At 52.4% G+C, this 18,247-nt stretch carries 13 protein-coding genes and 1 pseudogene; 2 read left to right on the forward strand and 12 right to left on the reverse strand.

The window, feature by feature from the left end:
* Window positions 1-29: 29 nt before the first annotated feature.
* The 4 genes from PFAS1_RS11050 to PFAS1_RS29905 all read right to left on the reverse strand — a co-directional run bounded on the left by PFAS1_RS11050 (window position 30) and on the right by PFAS1_RS29905 (window position 3,764).
* Complete coding sequence (locus tag PFAS1_RS11050; protein WP_076029190.1) at window positions 30-362, reverse strand: YegP family protein; 333 nt, start codon at window positions 360-362, stop codon at window positions 30-32.
* Window positions 363-514: 152 nt separating this feature from the next.
* Window positions 515-1,066: a helix-turn-helix domain-containing protein gene (locus PFAS1_RS11055; protein WP_076029191.1), complete on the reverse strand. Its 552-nt coding sequence runs from the start codon at window positions 1,064-1,066 to the stop codon at window positions 515-517.
* A gap of 9 nt (window positions 1,067-1,075) precedes the next feature.
* Window positions 1,076-2,179 carry a hypothetical protein gene (locus tag PFAS1_RS11060; protein WP_076029192.1) on the reverse strand — a complete coding sequence of 368 codons (1,104 nt, stop codon included), beginning with the start codon at window positions 2,177-2,179 and terminating at the stop codon, window positions 1,076-1,078.
* A gap of 448 nt (window positions 2,180-2,627) precedes the next feature.
* Window positions 2,628-3,764 carry a hypothetical protein gene (locus PFAS1_RS29905; protein WP_232252224.1) on the reverse strand — a complete coding sequence of 379 codons (1,137 nt, stop codon included), beginning with the start codon at window positions 3,762-3,764 and terminating at the stop codon, window positions 2,628-2,630.
* 241 nt (window positions 3,765-4,005) lie between these two features.
* On the opposite strand from PFAS1_RS29905, the gene PFAS1_RS11070 reads away from it, so the two are divergent.
* Together PFAS1_RS11070 and PFAS1_RS11075 are read left to right on the forward strand one after the other, a co-directional pair.
* Complete coding sequence (locus PFAS1_RS11070; RefSeq protein ID WP_076029193.1) at window positions 4,006-4,428, forward strand: hypothetical protein; 423 nt, start codon at window positions 4,006-4,008, stop codon at window positions 4,426-4,428.
* 88 nt (window positions 4,429-4,516) lie between these two features.
* On the forward strand, window positions 4,517-5,086 hold the full coding sequence (locus tag PFAS1_RS11075) for a hypothetical protein (protein ID WP_076029194.1): 570 nt from the start codon (window positions 4,517-4,519) through the stop codon (window positions 5,084-5,086).
* 92 nt (window positions 5,087-5,178) lie between these two features.
* Here the strand turns inward: PFAS1_RS11075 and PFAS1_RS11080 are convergent.
* From PFAS1_RS11080 to PFAS1_RS11115, 8 genes and pseudogenes are all read right to left on the reverse strand, one after another.
* Window positions 5,179-6,163, reverse strand: a pseudogene (locus PFAS1_RS11080) (nuclease).
* A 34-nt stretch (window positions 6,164-6,197) separates the two neighbouring features.
* Complete coding sequence (locus PFAS1_RS11085) at window positions 6,198-7,871, reverse strand: restriction endonuclease subunit S (protein WP_076029195.1); 1,674 nt, start codon at window positions 7,869-7,871, stop codon at window positions 6,198-6,200.
* Window positions 7,868-9,337, reverse strand: coding sequence for a type I restriction-modification system subunit M (locus PFAS1_RS11090; RefSeq protein WP_076029196.1), 1,470 nt, complete (start codon window positions 9,335-9,337; stop codon window positions 7,868-7,870). The genes PFAS1_RS11085 and PFAS1_RS11090 overlap by 4 nt, the downstream gene beginning before the upstream one ends.
* 88 nt (window positions 9,338-9,425) lie before the next feature.
* Entirely contained in the window at window positions 9,426-11,789 is a 2,364-nt protein-coding gene (hsdR, locus tag PFAS1_RS11095) for an EcoAI/FtnUII family type I restriction enzme subunit R (RefSeq protein WP_076029197.1), read from the reverse strand.
* Window positions 11,790-12,053: 264 nt separating this feature from the next.
* Complete coding sequence (locus PFAS1_RS11100) at window positions 12,054-13,925, reverse strand: TniQ family protein (protein WP_076029198.1); 1,872 nt, start codon at window positions 13,923-13,925, stop codon at window positions 12,054-12,056.
* A 79-nt stretch (window positions 13,926-14,004) separates the two neighbouring features.
* Window positions 14,005-14,943 (reverse strand): TniB family NTP-binding protein, encoded by a 939-nt coding sequence (locus PFAS1_RS11105; protein WP_198044963.1) that lies wholly within the window; start codon window positions 14,941-14,943, stop codon window positions 14,005-14,007.
* Window positions 14,927-16,897, reverse strand: a complete 1,971-nt coding sequence (locus tag PFAS1_RS11110; protein ID WP_076029200.1) for a Mu transposase C-terminal domain-containing protein — start codon at window positions 16,895-16,897, stop codon at window positions 14,927-14,929. Before PFAS1_RS11110 ends, PFAS1_RS11105 begins: the two co-directional genes overlap by 17 nt.
* The gene (locus tag PFAS1_RS11115) at window positions 16,878-17,336 is read right to left on the reverse strand and encodes a TnsA endonuclease N-terminal domain-containing protein (RefSeq protein ID WP_232252226.1); all 459 of its coding nucleotides are present in this window, start codon (window positions 17,334-17,336) and stop codon (window positions 16,878-16,880) included. The genes PFAS1_RS11110 and PFAS1_RS11115 overlap by 20 nt, the downstream gene beginning before the upstream one ends.
* Window positions 17,337-18,247: the final 911 nt, after the last annotated feature.

Raw genomic sequence — 18,247 nt, forward strand, 5'->3', positions numbered from 1 at the left:
CTCACACCCGGCTGTTGCTTTCATCCCCCTTAGGTCAAATCCACGATGCCAGCCGTTGGGCCATGGCGCTTGACCGCCTCAATACCGTTGTCACGAGCTTGTGTGCTCGAATACTCCTCACTTACGCCAATGACCTGGTTGTTCGCTGCGCGCAGAGCGAAGTAGGGCAGGTTGCGGGTGGAGGTATACCGAACGTAGAAGCGGTCATACGGCGAATGCTGTTGAGCGGATTGGATGCCGTTTTGGCAGCTGCTCTTGGCTACGTAGCCCTCGCTCTGGAGGATGATCTCGTTATTCGGGGCTTTCAGGCGGAAGTAGTACTGCTGATTGGTACCGCGGAAGATCTCGTAATGTGCGCTCACTGGTTCGCTCCTGTGCGATGTGGTCTACGCAAAATTTCATTCACAAACCTGCTTCTGTAATCCAGTTTAACCAGAGGCTAAAAAAAGAGGCAGGTCAGCTTGCGAATAAGCGTAACCCACCAAGTCTGATTCTGTAAAGCTGTTTAAGCAGATTAGCGAATCGCCGCGTACACGTACTCGATGCCACCTGACTCAGCAACCTCTTCACGGCGCATGATGTAGCCTTCCTCAACGAGCTTTTTCAGCTTGGTGCTGGCGTTCTGAACGCTGATGTCCAGATCGACGGCGACCTGAGCAGTGGTGACCGAAAGCTTCGAGAGGACCACTTCAAGGAGGGCCATGTTGGAAGCACTTGGCTGAGGTCCGAGAATGGTGTACTCACGGCCGGACCATGCCACGATCGGCTGCTTTTTAGCTTCAGCCGCGTAATGGCAATTGTCCCTTACATCTGGGTCATTAAGATCTTGAATGTAAAAGTATTTTTCACCTCGGTAATGCTTAACTACTGAGATGACGGCTTCACGTATAAAGGACGAGTCAGCACTCACGTCGCCAAAAGATATCGCAACCACATATGCTTTGGGCAATGTGTCTAAATGATTAATGAACTTATTGAACGTCTCCCGGCCCAGTGTGTTGCCATAAGGCTGGGCATCGCCGCTTGTGAATTCAATAAGATCTAGTGTGATGGATTTCTGGTTCATATGTTCAGTTTAAGCAGATATTTTGGGTTTTGTCAAGAAGAAATTAAATGTAACGTGAGTTCCAAGCAACTTTGGTAAATCCAATTTAACTTTCGGCGGTCTGACTTTACCATCCCGGAACTGCATCTCAATTTCGAACTTATCCTGCCTAATAATGACATCAGCATTCAAGTTTGCCGCTGACCTACCACTAGTGTGCAGACCGGTACCGCGCGACTCATCATCCATAACCTGGCTGACCCCACCCTCAGTGAAGGCCTTGAAGATCAGGTTAGGACCCGTATTGGGATCATTTGCACTAAATCGCTTGGCTAGCTCTGGATACTTTGAACCCAGCACAGGCAACAGAGTTCCACAGATTCCCAAACCATTGTCGGACACCACCATCATCACTGCAGGCCTAGGACCACGTTCATAGCACTGCAGTCCCGCGAACCCAGGATATGGCGTCCGGGAATGCTCTTCCACATTGCTGACCAATTCACTGATCGCACACTGTACCGCTGTAATATTTATCTGCTGATCAGGCGCACTTTGCTCAAGGCTATTCCTAATCATTTTAGGAACATTCGTACCTGGTTCGCCGATCTTTTGAAGTTCTACGATCTTATAATTTTTACCGTTAAACTTTTCGTCCGTGCTCTCCGGTCGATATGGCTTAACCGAAACATCTGGATGCAGACGCTCAAAGAAATGCGCTCGATTCAAATATGACAGCGTTTCGGTCGAGCCAACTTCCAAAGATACTATTTTTCCTACTTGCACAGCCTGATTGGCCAGCGCCAAAATTTTTGAAATGGCGTCAAGCAATAAACGGCGATCTTTTTCGATCTCTATATTTAAGTACTTACTAGGGTTTTCAATCGGCGACCCGTACTTTTGCAATGCTTTTTCGACGTGATCACTAACAACCCAAGTCGCTCTTTGGGTAGTGATTACAAATTTTAAGTCCTTCGTACGCGTCCATTTGAAATCTTTATCGACTGCGTATTCAGCTGGCATTGAATACAAAAAGGAATTAACTGCTGTTTTGTCAACCCCAAGCTCTTTTGCTAGGTCCTTCGCCTTTGAGCCAGGCGACCGCTTGAGAATTGTTTCGATTCCTTTCTGCATGATTCAAGTAATCCAACCTAAAATTTTCGTCCACCCTGACGTACTAAGGCAAGAATTTAGAGGTCGGATTCTACCAGAATCTTCGATGATGGCGTTTTGGCGCATTGAAAAAATATGCGTGCTGATGAGTGGTTACGCAGCTTTTCTGAGGTCGTGGCTTTCAATTAGGCTGAGATCGGCCCCGCGAGGGGGGGGCATCCCGAAAAGCGCTGGGGGTAACCCCGTTTTCTTTGTTGTAAACCACTGTAGTTAACAGTTAAAAAAACTAGTTAACAGAGGGCGTAACGAACACCGTTGGTTGGTCCAGCCACCGTGCATCTAACGCTGAATGAAAAACTCGTCAGTGTGATTGCGAGTAAAAGGCCAACGCATAGGCGAGCTCTTTCTCCTCGAGGCACGTTAGGCGCACATCGGAGCGACTAACGTGCCTTGCAGAAACACACCTTGCCTAGCGAGGAATCACAATCTCTTCATCTAACACGTCCGCCACGCCCGGTTTGAGGGGATCAAGCCAGTCCGCTTTGGCGTGTCCCCAACGGAGTAGTTCGAGTTGCTCCGTAGAAAGTTTTTGCTGTTCGGCGCTCTGTTCCAATGCATTGAGATACTCTCGAATGGCTTGCGCCCGCCGCCAGTTCTGCGCATCGACTTCAAGCTTCGCCAGCCGCTGTTTTTCCACGTCTTGTCGACGCTTTCGCTCCAGCACCATGTCGCGAACTCGCTGACGCTCCGCGTCTTCAATCACCTGACGTTCATTGCGAACCAGAAACCCGACCGCTCTGGTGGCCATCAGACCAATGAGTTTGTTGAGCTGTTGCTCCACCGAGTGACGATTCGAATCGGTGATTTTGCCGCCATAACCATCGTCGGCCATCACCTGAAGTCGTCCGGAAGGCGTGAATTGCCATTTCGGCCAGTAGCTCCATTCACCCTTGGCTTTTTCAGCTAATTGCGTGGCCGATGGCACGTAATCCGAACGCAAGGACGGTTCATAAAGACGCAACCGCAGCGCATCGCCAAACATCACGACCTCGACTTGGTGTTTCCCTTGCTGAACGATATACCCACGTTTCTCCAAGGCTTTTAGCAGCGTGTCCGCCACCTTTAGTGCGCGAGTTTGTAATGCGGGAGAGACTGCAATATTCAGCCCATTACCGCGCGTCTGCGGCATGCCGCGCTGATCGATGATCGGTCGCCCTAATGCCTCGCGAGCCGTCGCAACCACGGGATGCCACACCTTGATGCGCTCCGGTACTACAATCTGGTTTTCCGGCTGCTGCTCAAAACTCAGCACGCGCTGAAGTCGGCTGTCGACGACTTCAGTGACCGAATCCTGAACAGAGGGTGGTGCGGCGGGGCGATACAAATAACCGTGATGGCCGGTGTATTCGCGCAGCTTGGGGCGCGGGGGCACGCGCTTACCCGCCTTGACCTTGGCCCAATACCCCCGTGGCGGCGTGGGGAGCTGCAGACGCGAACAGAGCTTTTTCAGCCCCACGTCGGACAGGCCGTGGCGGGGCGCCACCACCTGCACGGGTTCGGACCAAACTTCCTCCAGCAGCTTTGCTCGGTCATAGCGTTCCACCATTTAACTCATCCTCGATTATGCGCAGCGCGGTTCGACTCCACTCACCCCGCGCCCGGCGACGCATCGGGGGTAGTGGTCAGGCCCCCTCGGATCACGTGCTGGGCCCAAGCCTACCTCGCCCGTAACAGGGTAAACATCGTATAGCTGTAAACCAAAGTGTTGATGAACAGACGTTGACAGTCTCACATAGCTCAAGTACCGTGCAGACTATATCAACCGTTTACCTAACAGGACATCCCCCATGGTCGACACCATCCAAGCCGCACTAAACCAACTCACCACCGAGGGTGATCTGATCCACGGCACCGCCGCCTTGGTCGAGAGCATCAAAACCCACACCCACCTCTCCTACAAAAAGATCGGCGACGCCGCCGGCGTGACGGAACAAGGTGTACGCCGCTGGCGTGAAAACAACTCGGGCCAAGCCTCACGCGTTCAAGCCCTGGTGAACTTTGCCCAGACCCTCATCACTGCACCGGCGGGGGCTGCCGTTCGACCCGCAGGCAACGCCGCCGATGCCTTGCGCGCCGTGACCCCGCTGGCGGTCCAAACCTGCGTCAAAGAGGGACTGGAGGCCCTGTTGGGCATCGGCCTCAACGCGTGCACTATCGTAAAGCTTGAGACTTTCAATGGTAAAGTCACTATTGAGCTGGCCCTGGAATAACCCCCCGTCGCTCCCAGCCAGGTGACCCGAACACGCTAAAGCACGGACGAACCGTGCGCCCCCCTCAAGACCCTCAAAGGAATGCGCCATGGCCTGTACATTGTTGGATGTCCAACTCGCCCGACTGCTGTATCCGCAGCTCATTGAACTGGCCACCGCCCGGCAGATCCTGACCTATAGCCAGCTGATCGAACGCGCCCAGGCTCGTTACCCGGAGGATCAACGGGTGGCCAACCTGATTCCGGTGCGGATGGGACGAATTCTTTGGGTGATTTATGACTTCGTGGCAGAGCGCAACCTGCCGCGTTTGACCCTGATCATCGTCAGCGCCGGGGATCAATACCCCGGCAGTGCGATGTGGCAACACGATTGCATCGCCGAACAACAACGCTGTTTTGCTTTCGACTGGTCCACGGTCGATCAGGCGTTTGACCTGTACGGCCAGCACAGCGAAAAAGCCGTCACCCCCCTTCGGCGCGTGCCCCGTGAACAAGCCAAGCAGATGATGACCGCCCACTACCACGACCCAGCGAATGTTTACCCGAGCGGCATTCGCGCCCTGCGGGAAACCATTATCGAAAACATCATGAACGGCCTGTCGGTGGAGAATGCGTTTCAAATCGAAGCGCAGCTGTTGATGGCACTGACCCAAGCGTGAAGTCAGGGAAATTGCCACTACGATTAGAGTGCCTCTCCCTTGTATCGTTACTCCAGTGATAGTTGGAAACGCTCTTTCAACCGCTCAATCGTTCAGCGCCATTTTGGAGTGGTCGGGCGACAGACGGTGTTCTGATTACCGAACATACCGACCTCTTTGATGGCTCGTTCGACCGGGACCGTATGTAGCCATTCGACCGGCACAAAGTATTCGGACAGGTCAGGGTCAGCGATGTACTCGGCATGGTAGGTGCCATGAAGGGCCGTTTGCATAACCGGTACATCGATACCGTTCTGTTTTTCGGTGAAGTCCGCCGCAGCGATGGCCAAACCGGTGACTCGGCCAACACCCACATAGCCTTGCTGCGGGATGTTCACCCATACTCGATCGCCTGGTGCGAGCATCTTCAAGCTTTTGCTGTACCAGGTGCCACCGCCGCCACAGATAAAACCAAACGCCTGGGCATCCTGCCAAGCACGCGTGGCGCTGTGGCCGAAAGAGCAGTAGTACTCGCCATTCCAGGGTTCGCTTTGCCCGCCTGCACTACCACTGCTGGCGTTGACCTGAGTTTCTGCCGGGTCGATCAACAAGGAGCGACTGATCAACTGCTGCTCACCGAGCTGGAACACCTGAAAGCACAGCACGTTGATCGCAATATCCCGCTCACTAAGATAGGCCACGATGCGCTCAGTACTGGCGTCCAGCCCGGAAGCAACGATGATGATCTGGTGGCTCTGGTTGAGCGCATCCTCATCCAACGGCAGGCCGAAGCGCATGCGAAAGTCGATAGCCAGATCCGCTCCTATCTTGAAGCGCTTGTAGATAGCAGCAATGTCCTCGGCCTCCAGGCATTCCACCCAAGAGGCATAGTCCAGCGCCTGAGCCACCACATCCCGAGGTGTGCGGTCGCGCTTGAGCTCAATCAACACCAGCGAGGCGTCCGGGGCGATGGCCAACAGGTCGATGCGGCCTCCCAGCCCGATGCTTTCCTGGCGGCCGATCAGCATCCACTCATCCGACAGCACACGCGGTGCGGGGCTGACCGTTTACCGTCCAGATTTGCGTCTTGATGGGCATGGGGCCTTTACCTGAAATCCTTGATGACCGTGTTTTAGGCGACAGCCTGCTCGACCAGAGTGCTGGCCAGTTGTTCGTTAAGTTGGCGGGCTTGCGTGAGGCGAGCTTTTAGTCGATCGCAGAGAGCCATGAGTTGATTGACTTTGGCGACAATGCGGTGTTGTTCCGCTTGCGGTGCAACCGGTATTACCAAAGAAGAGATTGCGCCAAGAAAAAGATTCGCTTGCGCTGACTTGCGCGATTTTGAAACCATTTCAGCTTGCATAATCGGAGAGCGTAAACATTGTGCTATGAACTCTGGAGAAAGACCGATCGAAATAGGCCGTACCATGGCTGCGCTTCGCACCATCACATATGCGTTATCACGATCAACCAGAGCTACACGACCTACGCTACCTGAGCATGAAATTAAGACATCACCTATATTCGGATCGCAACGTTTTCGAATCCGTTCAAATTCGTCCGGGGGTACAAAGTCTACATCTCCAAGCAATATTCCCTCGTTAGTAACGTTTCTAGCAGACAGCAGGTAGTGACCAGATGAGCTCCTACGTGGTGTGGCATGTTCACCGTCAGTAACTTTTGAGCATATCGTGCCTAGCCGTACCCACTCCCAGCTCGCCGGTAGCTTGCAGGGCTTTTCATCTTCGTGCAGTGGATCTAAGGCTTTTACTTTTTTACACAGCCCTTCTACCTCTAACCGCTCACGCTCTTTATTTAGACGTACAAGCAACTTACTGACTGGCTCATCGCTGGAATCTTGCGGTACTAACTTGCCTACCACGGCTAGCTGTAGCAGCGTTTGCTTGAGTATATCAATGCTAGATTCGGTGGTGAACAGGGTGTGGAAGTGTTCTGACAGGCGCTGCCAGCTATCGGCGAAGTCGGTAGCGTCGCTGGCCTGTGTCAGGCTTTCGAGCAATGCTTGTACCAGTCGGGTGTGCGCGCTTTCGGTGTCGGCCTGCTGGGCTTCCAGCCGATCACAGAGTGCCATAAGCTCAACGACTTTTGCGACTATACGCTCTTGTTCTTCTAGCGGTGGAAGCCCAACAGCCTGGGCGAGAAACGGCCCACGGTTAATATGCGCCATAACTAAACCATGAGCATGATCGCTATTAGCAAGCACGCGAATCGTCCACTTGAGAAGCCAAAAAAGGTACTGGTCAAAAACCAATTCGCTTGGCGAGACGCGAAAAATATGTTGATTGAGAACGCCTTGCTCACCGCTCCATACATATGCTTCAAGAGTGGCAGACCAAGAAACTAGAATATCTCCCTCGTTAACGACTACCGATGCATCGACTTCTCTATCAGTACGGTTAAATTCCGAGTTGCGCCCCGAGAGATTTTGAATTCTGATTATTGGCCTTCCGCTGCCTGACCAATCACTTGGTTTAAACGCCAAGCCGTTGATATAGTCGCCAGTATCTACGACGCGACACCAAGCCCAACCGTTAGGTAGCTTAAAAGACTGTTCTTCAAAAACAATCTCTGCTGCCGCCTTTTCTTTCTTTATTTTTCCCTCTGCCATTGCTTTAGCTCGGGCAATTCGAGATGCATTAAGTAGCGGTTCCATTGGTTTGTCGTTGGAGTTCTGCGGGACCAGCTTGCCGCGCACAGCTAATTCGAGAATTAGCTCGCGCAGTTTTTTGATGCCATTGGGCGCGCCGGCCAAGAGCGGTAGGTGAGCGGTGAGCAGCGCAGTCATACTTGGCGCTCCAGGGCTTCGGTCAGCACAGCCTTGAGCTGGTCACGCAGGTCGCTGATTTCTACCTGAAACTGGGCGTAATCACGAAGCAGTTCGTACGGATCGTGGCTGAACTGCTCACCGATGTGTGGATTCTTGCAGTCCAAATTCCAGTTGCGGGCTTTCATCTCCTCGACGCTGACCTTCCAGGCGAACTCACTTTCTACCCGTGTAGCAAAACCATCGGTCTCGCTGCCCCACCAGGCTTCTTCCACCGCAAACTCTTCAATGCGCATAGGGCGTGTCTTGGAGTAATTCTTCACCCCTGTTGGGTACTGGTGCTCGTAGAACCACACCTGTTTGGTCGGCGAGCCCTTGGTAAAAAACAATAAATTGGTCTTTATGCTGGTGTAAGGGTTGAAAACACCATTGGGCAGGCGAACGATGGTGTGCAGGTTGCACTCGGTCAGCAGCTTTTCTTTGATGCGGCTCTTGATCCCTTCGCCGAAGAGGAAACCATCAGGTAGCACCACGGCCGCGCGACCACCGTCCTTGAGCAACTGCATGATCAGCACCAGAAACAGGTCGGCGGTTTCTCGGGTACGAAAGGCTGCGGGGAAGTTGGTTTCGATGCCATCTTCTTCCATGCCGCCGAACGGCGGGTTGGCAACGATGCAATGCACGCGTTCACTTGGCCCCCAACTGATCAGCGGTTTTCTAAGGGTGTTGTCGTGCCGAATCTGGCTGGGGACTTCGATACCGTGGAGGATCATGTTGGTGGTAGCCAACAGGTGCGGCAGTGGTTTTTTCTCCACACCGAAAATGCTCGCCTGCAGCGTGCGCTCGTCTTCGGCGGTTTTTACATAGCGGCTGCGCTTGTGCTCGATGGTGCAGGTGAGGAAGCCGCCGGTCCCGCAGGCCGGGTCCATGACCTTTTCGTCCAGCTTGGGGTCGACCATGCGTACCATGAACTCGGTGACCGGACGCGGGGTGTAGAACTCACCAGCGTTACCAGCATTCTGCAGGTCGCGCAGCAGCTGCTCGTAAAGGTTGCCAAACTCGTGGCGTTCCTGGGCTTTGTTGAAGTCCACGCCTTCCTGAATCTTGTTGATCACCTGGCGCAGCAGTTGGCCCGACTTCATATAGTTGTAGGCGTCTTCGAACACACTACGCACCACGAATGCCGAGGGTGTGGTGCTATATTCTTGGAGGTTTTGCAGCTGCGGGAATAGGTTATTGTCGATGAAATCCTTCAAGGTGTCGCCGGTCATGCCTTCCGGATTGGCAGCCCAGGTACGCCAGCGGCAGCTCTCGGGGATCGGTGAGAGGTAGTGATCGTCCATCAACTCCCATTCCATCTCACGGTCATCGAAAATTTTCAGGAACAGCAGCCAGACTAACTGGCCGATCCGCTGGGCGTCGCCATCCACCCCCACGTCTTTGCGCATGATGTCTTGGATGGACTTGATGGTGCTGCTGATGGACATGGAATTCTCGCTGGCTTACTGCTAATCGGAAGGGGTCAAGGCACAGGCACGAAGTGCTGCCTGTGCCGAAAATGCGGGGGCAGGCAGCTTAACTGGCGTAGAGCTCATCTTCCAGTTCATGGATGGCTTTGTTGTAACCCGCCTTGCCGCCAAACGCCTTGACCAGCTCGATAGGCGCACCGATCTGGCTGAAGGGATCGAGCTGGAGGATCTTGATGTCTTCGATATGCTCGATGCCGGTGTCGGCATACTTGTCGAGCAATGCTTCGAGCACTTGGCGCGCAGCGCCTGAATACTTACCGAAATAGTTGCGTTTTTTCACCTGCTCGGCGCGCTCCATGCGGGAAAGCGCAGGTTGATCGAAAGCCACATGGCAGACGAGGTCGAACGGGTCGAGAGTCTTGCGCTGTTTCTTTTCCACTTCCTCGGCCAAGGCTTCCCACATCACACCCTGGGCGGCCATTTCCTCGATAATGACCTTCTTCTGATCGGCATCGCTCCAGCGACGCAGAAAGTCGTCCAGCGAGGCGAACTGCTTTTGCACGCAGACACGGGTGTAGTTGTGCAGGGATTCAGTGATCAGCCGGCCATCCGGGCCGTAGTACTGCACACGTTCGGCGATGACGTAGATCGGGACGCTGTCGATGATGTATTTGATGCGCTTTTTGTCATCATCACCGGTGAACTCAAGGTCGTCGATTTCTGCCGTGGTGCCAGCGGTGATGCCATCTTCATCCGTCGCCAGGTCATCAGGTGGTACGGGAGACTCTTCACCTTCCGGGGCATAGATCACGACGGGGTCACCATCGAAAGCCGGATCGGCAAACAGTTCGGTGGCCTTCTTGAAGTCCATGATGGTGAACCAGTACTTGCCGAAGTCTTCATTGATGCGGGTGCCACGCCCGATGATCTGCTTGAACTCGGTCATCGACTTGATGTGCTGGTCGAGCACAATCAGCTTGCAGGTCTGGGCATCAACGCCAGTAGTCATCAACTTGCTAGTGGTGGCAATGACTGGGTAACGCTCTTCTGGGTTGATGAAGTTGTCCAGCTCGGCTTTGCCTTCCTGGTCATCCCCGGTAATGCGCATGACGTACTTGCGGTTCTCGGCAATGCGCTGCGGGTTGAGGTTGACCAGCGCCTGGCGCATGCGCTCGGCATGGTTGATGTCGTCGCAGAAGATGATGGTCTTCTGGAACGGGTCGGTGGCCTTGAGAAATTCGGTGACCTTTTGCGCCACCAGTTGGGTGCGCGCCTCAATGACCAGGGTGCGGTCCATGTCCTTGAGGTTGTAGATGCGGTCTTCGATCAGCTCGCCATTTTTGTCGAGCATGCCCTTGGGTGGCCGCCAGCCTTGGAGATCCTTGTCGAAGTCGATGCGCACCACTTTATAAGGTGCGAGGAAGCCGTCTTCGATGCCCTGCTTGAGCGTATAGCTGAACACCGGCTCACCGAAGTAGGTAATGCTGGACACCTCTTTGGTTTCCTTCGGTGTGGCGGTGAGGCCGACATGGGTGGAGCTGGAGAAGTAGTCGAGAATCTCGCGCCAAGCGGAATCCTCGGCGGCACTGCCACGGTGGCATTCGTCGATCACAATCAGGTCGAAGAAGTCTCGGGAAAACTGTTTGTAGACGTTCATTTCTTCTTCAGTGCCCGTCACGGCCTGATAGAGCGACAGGTAAATCTCGTAAGAGGTATCAATCTGACGCTTGGCGATCTTGGTCATCGCCTGGCCGAAGGGCTTGAAGTCGTTGTTCTTGGTCTGGTCGACCAGGATGTTGCGGTCGGCCAGGAAGAGAATTCGCTTTTTCTGCTTGGACTTCCACAGCCGCCAGATAATCTGGAAGGCGGTGTAGGTCTTGCCTGTACCGGTGGCCATGACCAACAGGATGCGTGACTGCCCCTTGGCCACCGCCTCGACGGTACGGTTGATCGCGTTGGTTTGGTAATAACGCGGCATGCGTCCAGAGCCGTCATCGTAGTAGGGCGACTCGACCTTTTTACGGGCATCACCGTTCAAACCTTTCCATTGGCAATAGCGCTGCCACAGCTCGTCAGGAGAGGGGAACTGGTCAAGGCCCAGCTCAGTTTCGACCTGAGTACCGGTGCCGGTACGGTCGTGGAATAGAAAGCCATCGCCGTTACTGGAGAACACGAACGGTACGTCCAGTGACTCGGCATAACCGAGGGCTTGCTGCATGCCAGAGCCGATATCGTGTTTGTTGTCTTTCGCTTCTATGACAGCGATCGGCAGGTTGGCCTGGTGGTAGAGAATAAAGTCGGCACGGCGGGACTCGCCACGGCTGTGCAATTTGCCACGGACGATGATGCGTCCTTTTGTAAAGCTGACTTCTTCGCGTACTTGCTTCTGGATATCCCAGCCGGCTAACTGGATCGCAGGCGCGATGAACTTGGTGCAAATGTCCCGCTCGGTAAGCGACTTTTTGTCCATACCTCAATTCCCTTTCAAGCCGGCATGATCGCTCGATCCCAGCAGTGCTGATCTTATTGATAGGCGTAAATGTACCTTGAATTGCATTGCTAGTGGGCGCTGCGGCTGATCGCCATCCCATGGTGCTTTAAGGTGCCATTTGATCTCTTTGATAATTACCCCAAGCTTGTCGAGGTAGTAGCCCGTGAATCACCAAAGTCCCCTCGGGCATCTGGCTGCATGCACCAACGCGTGGCTATTGGCCGAGGGCTAAGGTGAATCGCTTTACGGACTTACAAATGTGGCAGGAGGCACATCGCCGCCAGCTAGTGGATTATCACTTTCAATAGTTACCCAGTGAACCAGTTTGATGCTTCGCTTCCAAATGTACTGTCTACATGGCGATCTAATAATCGTCGGCCCAGCAACGGGTTTGAAACCGTTGTTCCGAAGCTTTTCCAGAACGTGCTTTGGCGATATTTTCAGCAGATTTGACAGCTCGGTACCCAAAACGTAACCGCGCTTGAATCGCATTACAGCGCGCAACCTGACCATTTTGGCAATGGATCTTCCCGTTGGACAGGTAACGGTGGGCAAAATACTTTCGCGCACCAATGCATAGGCGACCTCTTGTTTGACACCTAGAAGTTCAGCAGCCTCGCAAATCGTCACCAACGATCTTGCGAAGGGGCGCCGGAGGTCATTAGGAATCCAGTTCGCTAAGTCTGCTTTCCGGATAAGCCACTGCCCAACAGATATCTCGTCCAAGTGTTCGCCATATACCTGAACCTCACCCGCTTGAACCGCCTTGATCAACTCAACCAAGCCGCGGCCAGTCGGCAAATAGTGCTTGGCCGCATACGCAAGCGTCAGATAATCATCATCCGTTGGTACTCGGATGGATGGTGGACGTAAAGCGACTAGTGAATCTTGGTCAACAAGCCACTTTTCGCCACGGACTGGAGGCCCGCCGTAAAATTTGATCGTCGACGCGGACAATAATTGGCGAACTCTACTCTCGCTCAGACACAACGTTTGCGCCGTATCCTTCAAGCACTGGGCTTTTTCCATGCGATCAGAAATGGCACGAACCTGGTGTATGTCCACAATCTTTGAAACGCGACCGCTAGGATGAGTAAAAGCCCTGCTATCCAACTTTCCAGATGCCAGCATTCTCTCCACATAAGATTTATGTGTTCCTGCCAAGGCCGCAGCTGCTCCCATCGAAACCCACCGGTGCTGTAAAACTGTCTGTTCACTCAACAAACGATTCCTCTTCGCTAACGGCGCGTCCCAGCTTTTTTGCAAATAATTCTCAAATTCTGCACGAACAAAATCAAAACACTTTGCCTTCAACCCAATGAAAATGTCGCCGTAGAGCGGACCAAGAGCAGAGGTTAGCTTCCAACCGAGCTCGCTTGTCCTGGTTAGGCGCAAATCGTTGAGCAAGTCCCAAAAGCCTTGAGGCCAGTTCATCAAAATCTCACCAGCCGCTTTTGCTAATGGTTGTGCAACTTCAATCGCTCCGGTGCCCGCAACCTTCATCGGCTTCGCACGTTCTGGTCTGACGCTGCGCACGGCGAGCCGTGTCGCTAAAGCATGAAGCTTCTCCAAAGACAATCCTTCTAAACCCTCTGCTTTGGGAGTATCTGGAGAGATTCGCGCCATAAGAGCCGACGTCAGCCATAGGCTTCCTTCATCGGCAGGTGCTTCAATCTGACGAAGCTGGGTCAGTGAGTGGGTACAGGTACTGCAACTGTGGCCCTGCATCGCATCTGAGTTAAGTCGACCGCCACATTCGGGACAGGTACTTTTCAGGACTAGGTTGTGCACTGTGCACGTTGTCACCAATGTCAGATCCCAAGCCTCCCTCCAATAGCCGTGCTCGGCTAAACAGTTCGGGCAGTATTTCTTATCATTTAACGACCAGACCTTAAGGGCTTTAGCTGTAGGACGCCTGAGTTCCGAAGAAACCGGAGCCCAACTTGGAGGAAACCCACCTTGCTCAATCCAGTCGTTTACACATTCATCTTTGCCCCCCAGGAATGCCGCGAATAGGTCTTTACCAAGCAAACCGTTGACTCCTGCCAGTCGGCTTAAATACCCCTGGAGACTTTCATCGGGGGAAGGTTTGAGATTTATCAACAGACCAAACATTTTTCAAAACCCAGAAGTTCGAAACTACAGATTCGTATAGCCGCCCAAGGAGCGCCCGTAGGGCGCTCCTTGGGCGCTTTTATTTATCGTAGTCTTCGAACGGCTCGAAATGACCGATCAACGGTTTGAAGTCGAAACGTGCGCTGAACGGATTACGATCTTCGGGAGCGTTGTTCCACACCTCATCCTGAAAGGCTTCAGAAAGCACCGCCATGGTGATGCCTTGCTCCCCCTTGTCCTTGACCAGCCAAGTGGCCCGATCCAGGATTTTGTCCAGGTAATCGATGACTCCAAATGAAGCATGGTGCAGCCGCTGTACCATCTGCTCAGTCGTGAAATCAATTGCCGGAACCGGCAACAAACCATGAAGCACCTTCAACAGTGTGTAAAAGTGAACCCATTTTGATTCGGTTAATTGAAAGCGATCGTAGTCCAGCGCCGCCGAAAAACGCCTTCTGAACTGTTCGTTAGCCCGTGGCAGTCGCTCAAGTGTCCTTAAACCAACAAGCACATAGGCGATGCTAGTTCGGTTCATCAGACTTTTGACCCAGTCTGCTGCCTCATGAACCCCTGTACTGGTTCGTTTGTGATCAACCAGGTGCTGCGCCTCATCCAAAATCACCATCTCAACGCGAAGGGTCGATAACAGGGAGACGACTCGAGAAAGTTTGAATTCGGCAGAGTGACTTTGTGCATCAGCAAACGGATCATTCAATGCCTTTAGCAAGGCAGCGGCCACCGTCTTTTTGGTCGGCTCGGCTGGGATTTCTACGACCAGTATTGGCAGCTTTTTGCCCGGGACGAATTGATCGCGGGAAACGGCTTTTACGAACTCGTCGATCACGGTGCTTTTGCCCACACCACTCGGGCCCAAGATCAGCAAACCTCTGCTCGTATTCGTCCCTAGCGGATCCTCGTAAATCTCAGTCAACCGTTTGAGTGTCCGATCGGCCTGGGGACTCATTACAAAATGCTGGCGAAGGGACAAGGGCATATGGGAACTAGCTTCGAGGATCATGACCATTCTCCTTGCGAGATACCCGATTGCTCACAGCAAATCCTGCTACTGCCGGAGCGTCGTCGAACAATTTGAGCCAAGACAATTGCGAATCAACGCTGGGGACAAATGAGACATTGGCCGAGCGACCTTCTTTATCCAGTCTCGCCTTTGCCGCTGCACGGCGTTTACGCAGCTTGTGCGAATGCCGAGCCCCTTCTATATCCGTCATGATGTCGCGATAGGCTTGGTGAATCGCGTCGAAGTCAGGCTGGGTGTTACCGCTTTCACGGAGATTCTTTTTGGCCGCTACGTACAGGTCGCGGCTCATACCTATCAGCCGCTTGTCCTTCGCCGAGACTTGGATAAAGACATTCCTCATCTGATCGTGAACCCAAATGTGCCCGAGTTCGTCACGGTAACGAGCCTGGATTTTTTCTCCAGGTTTTAAACGAAGCCGTAGCTCAGCCAATTCAGGGGAGTGGTACATATGCCCTGCGAGCTCAATGCCGTAATGGTGAACATTCACCGATTTTCGACGAGCCAGAACACACTCAAGAGAATCTAGATCAGTGGGTAGCCTAACTTGTCGGCGCGCCTCTTTTGCTAACCAAATCAGGGCTGGTGTACTGTTTGAGAGACCGCGATGGGGACGTTGATGGTAGATATCCACAATCCAACGAACCAATTTCTCCTCTAGATCCGGCAGCGTAAGACATGCGTTGGCTTCAGAAGGGTAATCGCCTCGCTGCTGTACATTAGAAAAGGTCGTCCCTGGGATCTGATGTATCAATCCTGTGTTCAGCGTTCCAAAGAACCGCTCAACGGCTCCTTTCATCTCAGGTCCCCTGGAGCGCGGATACATGATCTCGATCCCTAGCTCATTGAAGCCCGAAATTACATCGTCAGCGTGAAACTCAGCGGCATTATCCGGAACGATGCGCAATGGCATTCCGTGAGCACGCCATTCACTTTTGACCTTGGGGAAACGAGCCACCCATGCAGCTTTAGGTCGAATGGCACGCTCAATGACCCTCAGCACGCTTTCCGTATTGGGCGCCGAGAAGTGCAGCAAAAAACTCATGATCATCCTGGAACACCTGTCCAGAACAACAGTGAGGTAGGGGCGGCCTATAACCAGCCCAGTTTCGGGATCAGTTAGCAACACATCCAAAAGGGTATGGTCGATTTCCCATCGATCGAGAATTCGAGAAACCATGAGCTCTCCCATGGCAATGCGGTGCTTCTTGTTTGCGGCATGCTTGCCGAGGCGAGCCACATCCACCTCATAAGGATCTAGCTTGTCTACGTATCGGCGGATGGTCATCTCACAAGGTTTGCGCATCCTTTGAGACGGAAGACGCTGCGCATTAATAGCATCAATCCTATCGTGGAACTCGGACACTACCTTAATGACGGGCGGACGTTCTAGCTTGAGATATTCCGTGTTTATTACATCCTGAAGCAACTCTTCTAACTCATTAACAAGAAGACTCTTTCTTCCTTTTTTATTATGCTTTGGCACCAACCGTATAACATCATTTCCAATATACCGTGCAAACCACCTTCTGACAGTACTGACGGACGGGGTTCGCGGTTCTCCTAGTTCCAGTGCGACTTTTTTTACTGCTTCAGCAATCACTTCCCGACTAGGTAGTTTTTTCCCGTTTGCTTCCACCAAACAATCCAAATACTTGCGTCGCCTCATCGCTTCGTCTGCATGTAACACAGGAAAGCATGTTAGGTCCGCTTGGACATTTCTGAAATAAGGGATCTCTCCCAGATACGGTTGCTCAGCGCTTATTTCAATCTCTTGATTTTCATAGCCTAGATAAAATTCGCTTTCAGTGAGCTTTAAATACTCGCCGTATTGATCAACAAACAGCAAGCGTCGATCGATTAAGCGTCTATGTAATGTCATCGGATTGCCGTTGATAGCAATCGACAACTGTAATTTAAGAGAGAAAGTCTGCATGACGGTGCCCTCCTGTTAGGAATATCTCTGTCTGAGGCGTGATCGACTGTTCGAGGTCGACACCAACAACACCCAATCCAAGCAAACGCCACGCAGCCGCGTCACCAAAAACCGAGCAAAGCTCACTCAGATCCTTTGGCTGGCTCATCTCAAGCTTTGATTGAGTCTCCAACCGTTCTGGCTGAGTAAGGAAGGGACCTCGACGGTGATAAAGGACCTCTTGCAGGTTCTCTGACAGCGTATCTGCCCAGATCAATTCATCTGTAACGACGGAAAAATTACGATTCGTTTCAGCAAAATGTGCGGTGGCAGCAGCGATTTTTGCCTTAACACTGTGTACGAGCAGACGCTTTTCGGGCTTTACCTCAAACCACCATTCACGACCATCCTCAAGGACCGCACAAATATCAGGAAAGTATTTCACGTAGGAACCATCCATCCTGATCTTCTCTCGGCTAGGCTGAACGCTGTAACTACGGACTAGCGGAGACAGCTCAAGCAAGCGAAAAAAACCGCCTTCAAGCTGAGATTCCCAGGGAACGGGATGGCCATTTTTCAGGGAAGGGAAGTACCCCCTGAAGTGACATGAACTGCGTGTAACAACCGTACGGACTGCCATTGCAACCTCCACAGACGAGCGCCACCGCTGCGCTTGGAATACCAAGCACACTGTGGAACTCAGGGGCTCAATCGACAGGCAACACTGTCCCGTCGAGAGGCCTCGCTAAAGTCAAAGTGATGAGGGAGGATTGACAAGCGCCAAAAAAAAGCAGAAATTGCGGATTCCAAGCCAGCAACATCGCATTTGTAGGCGCGGTCAAAACCCTCAGGTTTTGATCGCGTTTTTACATTTCACACCTCCGATTTTCATTACCCTTATCCTATCCAGTAACCAGGCATCATATGCTTGGCAGCTCACGCTAGTTTTAATTTTCGATATCCTGGACCTCGTACGGTCAACCGTTCACGACGCCTGCTGTACACAGGGGGTTGATGACCTCTACAAGTACTCTAAGACGTTTTTTTTAATTCCGTAGCCCTATAAAAATAACCCTAATTAACCGAGAAATACTAAGCCAGTCAGAAACCAAAATCCACAAAAAACAGCACAAAAACAGCTAAAACTCCTCACCCTCATAACACCAAAACATAATACAAACAGCGAACAAAGTTGCAGCTCCGGTATTATCTTTACGTGTGATGCTGTTAATATAGATCCGCTAGTTATGCGCGGAGCTTCTTAAAAGAAAATAGGTCTCTCTCATATAAATAAAACGAAAAGCTAATATGTATTATTTATATTATGAAAACAGTTTATTTTCGCAATGAAGTCATCGACTGGACACTTAA

The sequence above is a fragment of the Pseudomonas frederiksbergensis genome (assembly GCF_001952935.1).
In the GTDB taxonomy this organism is placed as follows: Bacteria; Pseudomonadota; Gammaproteobacteria; order Pseudomonadales; family Pseudomonadaceae; genus Aquipseudomonas; species Aquipseudomonas frederiksbergensis.

Bases quoted from the DNA above. Each gene is read 5' to 3' on its own strand.
- PFAS1_RS11055 (WP_076029191.1), bottom strand. From the start codon at position 1,066: ATGAACCAGAAATCCATCACACTAGATCTTATTGAATTCACAAGCGGC.
- PFAS1_RS11060 (WP_076029192.1), bottom strand. From the start codon at position 2,179: ATGCAGAAAGGAATCGAAACAATTCTCAAGCGGTCGCCTGGCTCAAAG.
- PFAS1_RS29905 (WP_232252224.1), bottom strand. From the start codon at position 3,764: ATGGTGGAACGCTATGACCGAGCAAAGCTGCTGGAGGAAGTTTGGTCC.
- PFAS1_RS11070 (WP_076029193.1), top strand. From the start codon at position 4,006: ATGGTCGACACCATCCAAGCCGCACTAAACCAACTCACCACCGAGGGT.
- PFAS1_RS11075 (WP_076029194.1), top strand. From the start codon at position 4,517: ATGGCCTGTACATTGTTGGATGTCCAACTCGCCCGACTGCTGTATCCG.
- PFAS1_RS11085 (WP_076029195.1), bottom strand. From the start codon at position 7,871: ATGACTGCGCTGCTCACCGCTCACCTACCGCTCTTGGCCGGCGCGCCC.
- PFAS1_RS11090 (WP_076029196.1), bottom strand. From the start codon at position 9,337: ATGTCCATCAGCAGCACCATCAAGTCCATCCAAGACATCATGCGCAAA.
- hsdR (WP_076029197.1), bottom strand. From the start codon at position 11,789: ATGGACAAAAAGTCGCTTACCGAGCGGGACATTTGCACCAAGTTCATC.
- PFAS1_RS11100 (WP_076029198.1), bottom strand. From the start codon at position 13,925: ATGTTTGGTCTGTTGATAAATCTCAAACCTTCCCCCGATGAAAGTCTC.
- PFAS1_RS11105 (WP_198044963.1), bottom strand. From the start codon at position 14,943: ATGATCCTCGAAGCTAGTTCCCATATGCCCTTGTCCCTTCGCCAGCAT.
- PFAS1_RS11110 (WP_076029200.1), bottom strand. From the start codon at position 16,897: ATGCAGACTTTCTCTCTTAAATTACAGTTGTCGATTGCTATCAACGGC.
- PFAS1_RS11115 (WP_232252226.1), bottom strand. From the start codon at position 17,336: ATGGATGGTTCCTACGTGAAATACTTTCCTGATATTTGTGCGGTCCTT.